This window comes from Nostoc sp. DedQUE05 (genome assembly GCF_034530955.1).
Classification (GTDB): Bacteria; Cyanobacteriota; Cyanobacteriia; order Cyanobacteriales; family Nostocaceae; genus Nostoc.
The window spans coordinates 21,640-34,191 of the sequence record NZ_JAVRCB010000043.1; the positions used below are offsets into that span (position 1 = coordinate 21,640).

Sequence of the window (12,552 nt, forward strand, 5' to 3'; positions counted from 1 at the left end):
AGAAATAGCAGACTTTAGCAGGAAATAAAAGGACGGCATGGCAACAGATCAAAAAATGAATCAAGAAACTGAATTAAATTCGCTCCAGCCGCTTGTTGGAATCTTGATTTTACTGGTAGAGGATGAGCCAGATATTGCAGACTTACTCATCTTCATTTTGGAAGCAGCCGGTGCAGAGGTGATGGCTTTAACTGATGCAGAAGAAGCTCTTGCCTTAGTTGAATCGCTTCATCCCGATATTCTGCTGTGCAATATGAAATTGCCCGAACATGATGGAAATTGGTTGATTGAGCAGATTCGAGTGCATTCTCGCCAATTTTTAAGACAGTTACCTGCGATCGCTATCACTTCTTATACACGGGAAGTCTCAAGCTATAAGGCTTTGAATGCTGGTTTTAATCGATTTCTAGTCAAGCTTGAGAGTCCAGAAGAAATTGTAGATGAGATTGTTCATTTGTTATCTACCGATCTGTAAATATAACTAGCCAGCCTCAATCTCGTTTTTGATACTGATTTCACACAATACTCTGTGGGAGCGCACAGCTAGCTATACACTCCTAAAAACGATTTTAAGAAAGGAAACCATAGAACCCTAAGTGAGTAGGGTAAAATGTTGGATATATTTGTTAGCTTCGTTGAAAACCCTTTGCTGGCTTTTGTTGCCCCTTACCCTTGGGCTTAGATTTGCTAACTTCTCCTAAAGCTTCCTGAAATAAGTTATGCAAATGTATGGGTACACTGGCAATGTCTGGCAACTCTGGCTCAATCGGTTTGTGGAATTCTTGCAAAAGTGTATCCAAGTCACTTTCAAGCCTAAATGGACGTTGCAAAAATGTTTGCAACACCTTTTCTAATTGAGTTGGATACTGTTGCGCCAATCGATGCCAAATAAAAGCATTAATACTTTTATCTTCGAGGTAGTAGCGAATTAGTTTTTCTGCCCCTTGAACACTTTGCCAGTCCTCTGCCGATAAGATTGCTTGTACTTTACTATAGGTTGGTAAAAACATTTGTCCCCAACGGGGATGAGAAAGAGCCGTTACCTGTTCTGCTTTCTTGAGTTCAGCAGGTAAATCAACCTTTGGCATCACCATTTTGCTCTTGCTGCTTTTGTTGTTAAACATCTCAGAGACTATGTTGGAATCTGCACCAAATTCTTGTGCAGCTGCTTTTATTTCCTCATCGCCAATTCCAGCTGCTTCTGCTACTTCCGCAAGAGATTTAGAAGTATCAATTCCTGCGGCTGCAAAGGTTTTTTCAGTAATTACTTCTTGAAGCTCCGCTATTTTTTTATTAAGCTGGTATCCAGGTAGCGTGAGTTCATCAGTGCCAAAAAAGTCCACAAACTGCTGATGATATTTTTCTACTGACTGCCAAGCTTCTTCTAGTAAGTCTGGAGCATCGCTGTAAAGATTACTTTTATAGTTTTCTTTAAAATTACCAATAGCTACAGCAAGTTTTGGTTTACCTAATTTACCCATTATTGTGTAGGGGCCAGAAAACATCCAGTAGCTATCGGTAACGGGAGAAATGCGAGTTAGCAAGATTTCTCCAACCTTCAACCGAGATATTGCCTGTAATGTTTGAGTATTGTTTGGCTTGACAATGTATTGTTTATCTGTCAACCAGTTCCTCAATTCAAAACCATCAGGGAAAATATTAGTGATGGCAAATAAGCCAATAAAACTATGATGCCAACTATTGATTAGGCTGCGATCGCTTTCTGTTAAATCTGGATGGCTTTCGATAAACAACTCTAATGGTGACTTATCACCGACTTTCCCATTTGTCAAAAAGCTATCGATGGTTAAGTCCTGCTGCGTACTATCACCACTTCCACGACGCAACTGTTCTGCTGCATAAACTTCTAGTGCTTGTGCCAGTTCGCCTTCAGCATCAAGGACAAAATCAACTAAGGCTTGTTTTAATTCGTGCGATCGTTCTAATATGACATCCACAAGTTAATCTCTCGGTGCAACAGATGTAAATTATAGCCTTTGAGAGAATTTCAGCATCTAGCTATTGTTAGATTTATGGAAATGCACACTTAGCAGAATAGGTTTGATCGTGCAGGCATACTACAGCTGACATCTGTCACAGCCAGGTTATTGGGATTAAATCCTTGGCGAAATCGGCAGTGTGGTGTTTGGACAGCGATCGCAGTTATGGTATTTTATTTGAGTTACTAGCGATCGCCACCTGTAGGATCTAGACTCAGACCGCAAGCTGTACTGTGGTGATATCAAAATCGCTATCGGTTGGTTTTAAAGAACAAGCTTACTTCTCCTATTTTAAATCTACTATGCTGCTTGAGAGTTAAGCTCCTAGCAAGTGATTGGCATCAAAGACGATGGGGTAAATCATCCCAGAACTCGGCATAAAAGGTTTAGCTCGTGGATCTTTGCGTAAAACAGGTTGGTTTTACTTTCAGCGTGGTGGACAATGACGCTAAATTTAATTGGAGTAATCAATATGAGGAATCTATCTAGACTTCTCCAAGATATTAAAGATAACCCAGTCATGTATTTAGATAAGCCATCAATTACTTGTCTTGATTCATTTTTAGTTGGATATTTAAGCACTCGAAGTGAGATGGGATTAGATAGAGAAGGGTCTGGAATTGAGGGGTTTCAAGATTGGATACAAGAAAGAGAAAAAACTAATATTTCACAATCATGGGCTGGTATACTTCTATTTTTTGGTGGTAGTGAAATAAGTGCTTTTTCTAATTTTTTTGAACTGTTTGAAATATTTTTGAAACGAAATAAGAGTTCACCAAATAAGGAAAATGGAAAAAGCCTTAACTCTTCTGGGAATGATTTGAGGTTTTCAGTACGCGCTCTCTATGAGCTTCTGGATAGTATCAAGAAAAGACCTGGAATGTACTTAGGTACTAGCTCAATTACTAAGCTTGATATGCTTTTGCGGGGATATAGTCTGGCTCAAAGAGAAGTTGGCGTACCCCTAACTGAGCAGGAAAGAGAATTTAAAGGTTTTCAATCATGGGTTCAAGAAAAATATGGGATTAAGTCAGGTCAGTCATGGTCTAAGATAATCCTTTTCTATTCTGTAGACGAGCATGAGGCACTACAGAAATTTTTTGAATTGTTTGAAGAATACTTGAATAGGAACAAGAGTAAGAGTTTAGAAGTAGACGAAAATAATGGTTAAGAAGAGAGTATTAAGGTGTGTTAGCCTATGGTATAACACACGCTACTACTCTTATTTCCTATTTTGTAGGTAATCAATATGAATAATCTCTCTAGACTTCTCCAGAGATTAAAAATAACCCAATTATATACATAGATAAGCCATCAATTACTTGCCTTAATTTCTTTGTAGGGGGGTATTTAAGTCAACTAAGTGACTTAGGATTAATGAGTTATTTAGTAGCTTTTTTCAAACCTTGCCATCTTTGTCGCAATCGCTGCAAGTTAGGTGTATGACCGCCATAACGCCAGCCAACATAAGCTTGACAAATTTCATCTATGACTTCAGCAGTTGCTAGAGTATGATGCTGGTATGAGACTCTGGCATACTCTAAAGGTGTTTGTGCTGGATGTTTGCCTAAACCTTTTTGAGTTGTCCATTGCAGCATTTGTTGATAAAGACTCTCCATCGCTGGCAATTTCTTTAACCATCGGCGGTTGCGCCACTCTCGCCACTGACCCCAACCTAGCCAAGCGAAGAAAGCTGCTGTAGTTGACAAGATTAAGCCAGTTAATACACCAAACCAACCTTGAGAGAATAAAGCTAAAAACCAAGCGATCGCTCTAATCACCCATTTAAATATTGTCTCAAATACATTATTCAACAAACCTGTCAGCGGAGAAGGTAGCCAGCCAGCAACCCAATGCCACAATTGGCGTAACACACTAAAAGTCTGAGTATCTTCAATTGATGGCGGAATCAGGGGATGATTGGGAATAGGGTCAAAGGCAAACCAACCATATTTCGGAAAATACACTTCCGTCATCGCATAAGCATCAGTATTACGAACAACATACAGCCCTGTAAATGGATTAAATTCTCCCGCACTAAACCCTGCTACCAACCGCGCTGGAATGCCAATGGAACGCAACATTATTGTGAGAACTGTAGAGAAGTGGTCTGGATAGCCTCCCTTTTGCTTAAACAAAAAAGTTTCTACCAAGTCTTCTTTTTCACTCAAATAAGGTAGTTCTAAAGGATTTTGGGGAACAGAGTAGCGTTGCTTTAAATATTGAGCTAAGTAGAGAGCTTTTTCGTAGGGTGAATCCAGGCTTTTAGCAGACTTTGCGACTTTTTCTTGATTGTAGTTAGTGAGGATTTCTTCGGTACGTTGCCGGACTTTTTCGGCAATTTCGGGAGGAATTTGCAGATAATGCTTTTTAATTTGTTCTGGATATTTAGTAGAAGCTTCACCTAATTTAGTGCGATCGCGATATGGTACTTCTGAAACTACTGTGTAGGTGAATCCTTCTGATAATTCTACAGGCGATCGCAATCCGTCTTCTTTATCAAGAGCGATCACTGGTGCTGGAAAATAAACTTCCTTGGGATTAGCCATCGCTGGAATTAGGTTAGGCAAATCCGATATCACTGTATAAGTTTGTACGACCTCTTGGGTTTTAGCAGTGAGTACAGATGGGGGAATAAAAATTTGGTAAGACCAAGGCGATCGCCTGATAGTTGTAACATTTTCATTCCGAGAAACCTCCCATCCCTTACCTGTATAGCGATCGAATCCTAATACTCGCCAAAAACCCTCAGCTTGCGATCGCACCCGCATGACAACCTTGGGTTTCATCTCGCCCCGCAGGTTTTGATTCATTTGGCTATTAAAACCGTAATAAAAATTATTATCTAATTTACCTGGTTCACCTGTTTTATTTTGTCCTGTACCACCGCTACCACTGCCTTGATTCTCACCTTTACCTTGGCGGACATAACCGGGATTAATGATACTACGACCAGTGAAATTACTTTTTACTTGAATAGCAGAACTTACAGGAAAATTCCGTAATTGATAACCAGGAAATCTGGGTAAAACAGCAAAAATTGCCAGCCCCAGACCGACAATTAGTAAAAAAGTTAGAATTAAAAATTTAAAATTAAGACTTGAGGAATTCTTCTGATTGAATTTTTCCTTTTGAGTTTTTAATGGCTGCAAACCCAAGCGCGAGCGGTAATCTAGTACTAAAGTTGGCAGAGCGATCGCTAAAAATAACAGCAACACAGGTGCAAATGCTAAAGTCTGACTTAGGGTTGCTGCTACACCCAATAAAATCAGTCCGATCACAATCGAATAGCCCAAATTTTTCCGGCGGGGTGTATCAAAGCTGTGTAACACCTGGAGTTGAATTAATAACTCTGCCAAACCCAACCGCGTATCATTCAACTCTCCGACTAATCGCCCAAAGAAAGCACCCAGTGCTACTAACATTCCAATGGCGATGCAGAATTTAATTGCAACATTGCGATCGCGGCGACGATAATAACTCCAAATTGCACCCACAACACTCAGGGGTAACGCCCAAAAACTGAATGAAGTCTCAGCAGCAATATCCGTCGCCACAATTCCCAAAATAACCAACGCTAGCACCAGCACCCGCAATAAAATTGAATCTTCCCCTTCAATCAAAGGCGACCCCTGCGGATTTTGCCGCCAGAAACTACCTACAGGGATACGCCAAAACCGATTCATCCTGGATAAGTTAAACATTTGAGTCTAGTAGAAGCAATGATGTAGATGCAAAAAACACAATGCGGGGGACGTAATTGCCTACCCTAGTACTGTGTCAAAAAAATTAATTATGGATAGGGGTAGAGATGGAGATACACGAGAAATGGGTGATACGGTGAATTGAGAAATAATCAAATACTTTCTCAATATCCCAATGTCCCCATATTCTCGCGTCCCTGTGTCTTTGTAATAACTGCTTCTCGTAGACACCCTAATGACCGCTTGTTGAAAAATAGGATGAGCTTCAAAACCAGGAAAATCCTCTTAATATATATCGGCGTTGATTGACATAGTGTGCTAGCGGTGGCAATTTCAACTAAATCGTGGGATTAATCACAAACAACAACGACTGTTCGTCTATTTCTGGAAATTCAACTTCTAGGGTATAAGTTGGGTTAAGTTGCTCGCAGCCTAACTCTACATTTAAGTATCCCGAAGTCGAAGATGTTGTCATTGCTAAAGTGCCACTTCCCCGCAGCGTCAAAGTTCCTTTAACAGGTAACTCAGCTTGAACAAGCAACTTCGTAAGTTTACCTAGAGACTGGTATTCTACTCTGATGTTCAAAGCACCAACACTGGTTAGCCACTGTCTTTCTACTACCGGAGTGGTTACTGAAACTGGTAGAGTCAGATTTTCCAGCAGTTGTTTAGCTGCTAGCAACGACAAAGCCATCTGTTGACGCGGTTGTAAATCTGAGTAATCGCTCTGAATAGCGGGCATTGTCTCCAGAGTACTTGCAGACCGATAGGTGCTTCTTAGCACCAATCCAGCTATATCATTTAGTGCTTGAGACTCATTGGGAAAAAAGTTCTCCACCACTTGAACTAATTTTGCCCCCAATGGCACTGAAGATGTCACTAAAGCCTGACATTGTTCTAGCAATTGCTGGAAAACTCTTTCCGGTAAGCGGGTTGGCAAGGTCAACTTTGACTGTTGTACCATCCATCCCCAGCTAGGAACGAGTGTCATTGACGGCTCATCAACAAAATCAGGATATTCGATTAATTGTGTTTCCCAAGGAAACAACGGTGGATGTTCTTGGGCTTGGATTTGTAGCCGATGCTTAAGGACAGCTTGAAAACGATCTTGCACAGTAGGAATTTCTCCCAATTGAAAGGTCTGGGGCGTTCCTCCTAATTTTGGCTCACTGCTTTTTGAAGCAGTGGCTTCCTTGAGGAGGTTTTTTACCCCGTCATTTTCCTCACATTCTACCGATCGCTCGTTATTTTTGACATCATCTGTCAATAACCAATCGAGACACCGGTGTTGTAAGGATTCTGAGTCACTATTCATGAGTAGATGCACCCGATCCGGAAACTAATGAGTTACGAATTTCCCAAGCTTGCTCAAGAATCTTAAACCATCGTTTTTGTAGTTGTGCCATTGACAGCCCTAAAGTTTTTGCTATTTTTTCATCAGCTTGTCCTTGTTGCTTCAACTCTAATAAAGACCGTTGCTTATTGTCCAGCTGTGCTGTATATACTTGCCATTGCTGAGGAGTTAAACCCAAGTTTGTGTGTAAAGAAGCTTCCAGCCACTCGTGAACTAATTCCCAACGGTGCAACAGGGCGAAGCGAATCAAATGATACTTAAAGCGCTGCTGCAAATAATCTCTCTGACGAGGAGTTAAACCTAAAATCGACTCAATTTCCTGTGCTGATAAATCTTGGAGGCGGAGGGAAAAATAATCAGCGCAGTCAGATTGTTGTCGTTGTTCGAGATAATTCATTAATTCCGTAACCACAACGGAGCGCAAGGTGTCTTCTTCGGGTTCGGGTTCGGCTTGCGTTGCCATTGTCGAGCGCAATTGGTGAATTGCTGGTTCTTCCCAAGAACCGTCACCTTCATTATTGCTACCTTCTGCGGCTTGTTCTATATCTACGCTGGTTTCTGGAGGTTGCTGTTGGGAAAAAGTTTGTGCCCGGAGGATAATTAGCTGTTGCTGGCGACCTGGTAAGGGAATGCGTCGCTTGCCGTAGCGCTCGGTAAATGCCATATACTCGGACAATTCCAAGAGTGTCTGAGGGCGATAAGTGGCACCAAGCTGATTTTCTCGCCGGAAAGCGTTCAACGCTTCTAAATAAAAACTTTGGAGAAAATCTTCAATTATCGTCAGCCGCCCTTGATAGCTCAATTGCTTCTGAGGAGGATTAATATATCGATAAATAATTGCACTCAGAGTACTGTGTAATTCGACTCTGCCCCGATTTGAACCCAACTGATAGTACCTGAGACACTGTTGCAGCCGATGCCGAGCCAAGGTCATCGCCGAGCTTTCTACAGATCCAGAAGCTTGGATACGTTTACTCTCATGACAAATCCGGTAGACTTCGGTGGTAATACGTCTTGCTACGTCGTGACAATTCTGTTCCGAAGCTTTGGTTGACTGCTGAAACTCCTTGGACAGGAGTTGAAAGATCGCCTCCACGCCTGTAGAATTTTCTCCCAGAATAGTTGCAGATGGAATAGTTGCGGTTGCGGCTGAATTCATAGTCTCGGTTTTCAAAAGACCCTAACTTAACTTAAATACAACCTGTAGGACTGTGGGTATTGGCTAGTTTGGTTTTACGTATAAGCTAAACGCAGGCCAATCCTATATTGAGGATATGGCTGATTTTATTATTCCCAATTCTGATGGGATTGTTCACACTTGATAGATGTTATTGCCATTACCCAGGAGCCGTATACAAGTCATTATGGATTTAGAAGCACAAATTCAATTGCTGATTGACAATGCACCCCGCGATGGTGTGACACCACACCTTGTTGCAGCAATTGCTCCTGCCCTTAGAGCGATCGCTCAAAAATTACGCTACTCCCAGTACTATATTCTCCAAAATTCGGAGTCAAGCTGGGTTTTAACTACATTAAGCAATCGTGCTAACCCAGGATTGGAAAAACGTGTGATTTACGCTTTCCCTACCATACAGGATGTCTCTCTAATTTCCCCTGATGGGCTTGACCCTCAAATGCTAGCTAAAATTACTCCTGTCACCCATATTTTGTTCCAATTGGTGGCATTAGAACCCGTAGATAGTATCGTTTTTTTGGAGACGCCGGGTAAGACCACTCATACCGTCGAAGTTCGGCGAACTGAACTAGAAAAACTCATGCAGAAACAGTTACGACAACAGCGATCGCCTAAACAGATCCCCCCTGATATTGCATAGAAAAAATTTGGATGTGGGGTTTTTTAGATACAATCCCACATCCAAATTTTTAAATCTCAATTTTCTTTAAAAAAGTTTTTTAAATCAGTGAAAAAAGAAATTTTTTCTTTCCGTTACACCATACGATTGACTCAACTTTCGATGAAACCTAAAATTGATTAAAAAATAGTTATCAGTGAACATTTTCCCTTTTCAAATTTTAGTTTCCTAGTGAAGCAGAGTTTTATACTTAAGAACTTTCACATAAAAAATATCCCATTTTTGATTGTGAAGTACCCAGTAACCAAAAACGGGTAAGTCTTTAGAGTGAGCGCTCAGTCAAACACTATTCACTCCCCAAGTAGTAATTTATTTTTTGGAAATCCTTAAGAACCTCCAAATAAAAACCCCACTTTCTAGCTGTTCAATAAGTGGATTGAATTAAACATAAAACTGCTTTAGTGCATTAAAGCGTTAACACAACACAACATTTCAGCTTTTCGGTACGTTATGTAAGCCACAACACACTTACATCTAAATCCCCACTTTCTACCTGAGAACTTTGATAACTGATTTAATAGAGGCGACTCAGTGTGTACTCAGCGATGTTAATCAATGCCTGGTGTGATTCTGAGAATGGCAGAACTGCAAGATGTTCAATTGCCAACTTAGCATGATGAGTAGCTAACTCTCGCGCCTGCTGTATACCTTGACTATCTTGAATCAATGCTAGTGCTTGCTCTAAATCTCCTTCTTGAGCAAACTTTCGTTCAATCAGCACTTCCAAGGATGGTTTTTGGGCTAAAGCAAATAAAACAGGTGCAGTTAAATTACCACTTTTAAGATCCGACCCCACCGGTTTACCCAAGGTATCTGCTGTACTGGTGAAATCTAGAATGTCGTCAACAATTTGAAATGCTATACCAAAATGACGACCGTAGTTATACAGATGCTCAACAGTTTCTTGTGAGACTTCACTGAGTAACCCAGCAGCTTTAGAACTGTTAGCGATTAATGAAGCTGTTTTGTAATAACTCTTCTGGAGATAAGTATCAATAGAAATGCCAGCATCAAAACGATTTAATCCCTGCTGGATCTCCCCAGTAGCCAAATCCATAATTACTTCTGAGAGGAGTTTTACCACCTCCAAATTGTCCAAGTTTGCTAAATACCAGGACGATTGAGCAAAAAGAAAATCTCCTGCTAATATGGCAATGCGATTACCGAACAAACTATGAACGGTAGGAACGCCTCGCCGCGTATCTGATTCATCTACCACATCGTCATGTACTAAGCTTGCTGTGTGAATCATTTCTGTAATCTCAGCTAGGCGGCGATGACGCGGTGTAATCTCTTGAGCTAACATTGTAGCCCGCGATATTAGCAGGACAATTGCTGGTCTGATACGCTTTCCCCCAGCTCCGAATAGATGTTCGGCTGCCATAAACAGGATGGGGTGGCGATTTCCAACTAGCTGCTTTAGGTTATCTGCTAGTAGTCGCAGGTCTGCTTCCACAGGGGTAAACAGGGAGGTGGCTGGGGTCATGGATGGGCGGACTCTGACTTAGGTTACGAAAGTTTACATATCCTATACTCATTTTAAGATAACCCTGTGCCAGCGCAAAGTTTTCATCAGGTAATCCCGTTTTTATGAGTCTATGGGTGATAATTAAGGTTGCCAAGATTTTTGTCAATAAGCAATTGTACTTAATTAGTGGCTGCTCAAACTTTAAACTAACTTAAAACAAGAATTCTCAGTACACGAAAAAAATGTTAGATTAAATTGTGTTAAGTAGTTTCTCATCTCACCTTTCTCGTCACAGTTCTGAAAATATTCAAGCAATATTACTTATTGACAAAAATGAAGTGATTTAAATTCGTCGCAAAGAGTAAGGCTAAATTTCTCCAGATTAAGGTGTAGCTCTTCAAAAAATTTGAAATTTAGCAGCCGAATAAGCTCAAAATTCAGGGTCGTTGTGTTACGCTAAAATATAGGAATTTTAAATTTTGTAAGATATTCGCAGCCCAAAAGTTAAGTCAGCTACTAGTTGATTTTACTTAATTGGTGCTGTGAGCCTAAAATAAATATTCGTCGGTTAGATTAAGGGAATAAATTCTTTAATTTTTCCTACGATGGGTAAAACTCCTGGTTTGGAGCTATGTGATATCCCTATGGGAAGCCGCTACACGTACTTAGCGCACGTAGAGCGCAAGCATTGCTCTTTATTGCAGCAGTTTAAGCAAAAATAAAGCAGATCGAGTAGACCGCTGAGAATCGTAGTTTTAGATTGCTAAACGGCAAGCTAACTGCTGTGGGATCTATGGTTTGCAAGAAGTCGCATTAGGTCATAAATTCTTTGTCCGTAGAGGATTTTATCTCTATAGGTAATTTTACCATAGGAAACTACAGTCATCAAGAATGTACTTGCTTGGCTGAGGTTCTACTAATTTTATGAAATTTTATATTCGTTTAGAAGGGTGCTAGTAGAACAATGATTTACGGAAGTATACCTATGATGATTTTTATTTTAGCCTCTGGATATTTGTTCACAGTCTACCTGTTATTAGCACTGGCGAAGCGAACGGGTACAAAAACTGTTCCTACAAGTTTCTCTTCATCTACCAAAGGAAAACATAAGCAGGAGATATCAGTTAATAGTCAATAGTCATTTGTCATTTGTCCTTAGTCCTTCGTCATTTGTTTCGATAAATGACTAAGGACTAGGGACTAATTAGTTTTATTGGAGTTGGGAAATAGCGATATCGGTGAAAGAAACCTCTTCAACCATTGGTGTATAGCCTAGCCACTGCACTCCTGACTGAGAAAACTGTTGCGGACAACCGCTGACGGCGAAGCGAGTTGGTAATGGTAGATGAGTATTTCTTAAGCCTAGTAAGTCTAGTTCTTGCGCACAAGCCGCCACAACATGAACAGCTGGATCGACCAACTGGACTTGAGAGGGGAGGAGCGATCGCAGTACTGGTGTAAGATGCGGATAATGGGTACAGCCGTGAACTAGGGTGTCAATTTCCTGCTCTAATAAAGGCTCTAGGTAGCCTCGTGCGACTTGTGCAGTGTAAGGATCGTGAATGCGGTTTTGCTCAATCAATGGCACAAACTCTGGACATCCAACTTGCCAGACTTGGACATCGGGAGCAATTTCGAGAATAGCGTGCTTATAAGCATTACTTTTAGCTGTAGCTGGAGTGGCAATTACACCAATCCGCTTTCCTTGTTGCACCGCAGCTTTTGCACCTGGTAGGATTACTCCCAAAATAGGTATGCTAAATTCTTGACGCACGGTTTCTAGGGCTAAGGCAGAACTGGTATTGCAAGCCATAATTACCATTTTTACCTGCTGCTGTTGTAGCCAGGTAATAATTTCACGTGTAAATCGTAAAATTTCTGCTTGTGAACGAATTCCGTAAGGAAGTCTAGCTGTATCCCCAAAGTAAACAATTGATTCATTGGGGAGTTGTCGATAGATTTGTCGCAGTACTGTCAGCCCACCCACACCACTATCAAAGATGCCAATTGGGGCACGTTGGGGTTCTCGCTCGGAAAAATCGTCAAGATTTCCTTCAAAAATGGAAGATGAATACACAGGCAGATATATATTTAGGTTTTGGGATTTAAAATACAGAATTTAGCAGACAATCTCTAATTTGACTACTAA

At 40.9% G+C, this 12,552-nt stretch carries 9 protein-coding genes; 3 read left to right on the forward strand and 6 right to left on the reverse strand.

Annotated features, from left to right (window positions below; translation table 11 throughout):
* Positions 1-37: 37 nt before the first annotated feature.
* A complete protein-coding gene (locus RMZ42_RS26545) occupies positions 38-475 on the forward strand; it encodes a response regulator (RefSeq protein WP_322674228.1) in 438 nt (145 codons plus the stop codon).
* 151 nt (positions 476-626) lie between these two features.
* Here the strand turns inward: RMZ42_RS26545 and RMZ42_RS26550 are convergent, their stop codons facing one another.
* Positions 627-1,958, reverse strand: a complete 1,332-nt coding sequence (locus RMZ42_RS26550) for a hypothetical protein (protein ID WP_322674229.1) — start codon at positions 1,956-1,958, stop codon at positions 627-629.
* Between the two features lie 484 nt (positions 1,959-2,442).
* Between RMZ42_RS26550 and RMZ42_RS26555 the strand changes: the two genes are divergently transcribed.
* The gene (locus RMZ42_RS26555) at positions 2,443-3,171 is read left to right on the forward strand and encodes a hypothetical protein (protein WP_322674230.1); all 729 of its coding nucleotides are present in this window, start codon (positions 2,443-2,445) and stop codon (positions 3,169-3,171) included.
* Between the two features lie 211 nt (positions 3,172-3,382).
* On the opposite strand, the gene RMZ42_RS26560 is transcribed toward RMZ42_RS26555, so the two are convergent.
* From RMZ42_RS26560 to hetZ, 3 genes are all read right to left on the reverse strand, one after another.
* Positions 3,383-5,704: a transglutaminase TgpA family protein gene (locus tag RMZ42_RS26560; RefSeq protein WP_416211837.1), complete on the reverse strand. Its 2,322-nt coding sequence runs from the start codon at positions 5,702-5,704 to the stop codon at positions 3,383-3,385.
* Positions 5,705-6,041: 337 nt separating this feature from the next.
* Positions 6,042-7,019: a PatU gene (locus tag RMZ42_RS26565; RefSeq protein ID WP_322674231.1), complete on the reverse strand. Its 978-nt coding sequence runs from the start codon at positions 7,017-7,019 to the stop codon at positions 6,042-6,044.
* On the reverse strand, positions 7,012-8,217 hold the full coding sequence (hetZ, locus tag RMZ42_RS26570) for a heterocyst differentiation protein HetZ (RefSeq protein ID WP_322674232.1): 1,206 nt from the start codon (positions 8,215-8,217) through the stop codon (positions 7,012-7,014). The genes RMZ42_RS26565 and hetZ overlap by 8 nt, the downstream gene beginning before the upstream one ends.
* Before the next feature lie 205 nt (positions 8,218-8,422).
* Between hetZ and RMZ42_RS26575 the strand changes: the two genes are divergently transcribed.
* Positions 8,423-8,896: a hypothetical protein gene (locus RMZ42_RS26575; protein WP_322674233.1), complete on the forward strand. Its 474-nt coding sequence runs from the start codon at positions 8,423-8,425 to the stop codon at positions 8,894-8,896.
* Positions 8,897-9,449: 553 nt separating this feature from the next.
* Here the strand turns inward: RMZ42_RS26575 and sds are convergent.
* Complete coding sequence (gene sds, locus RMZ42_RS26580; RefSeq protein WP_322674234.1) at positions 9,450-10,421, reverse strand: solanesyl diphosphate synthase; 972 nt, start codon at positions 10,419-10,421, stop codon at positions 9,450-9,452.
* A gap of 1,192 nt (positions 10,422-11,613) precedes the next feature.
* The gene (gene murI, locus RMZ42_RS26585; RefSeq protein ID WP_322674235.1) at positions 11,614-12,480 is read right to left on the reverse strand and encodes a glutamate racemase; all 867 of its coding nucleotides are present in this window, start codon (positions 12,478-12,480) and stop codon (positions 11,614-11,616) included.
* Positions 12,481-12,552: the final 72 nt, after the last annotated feature.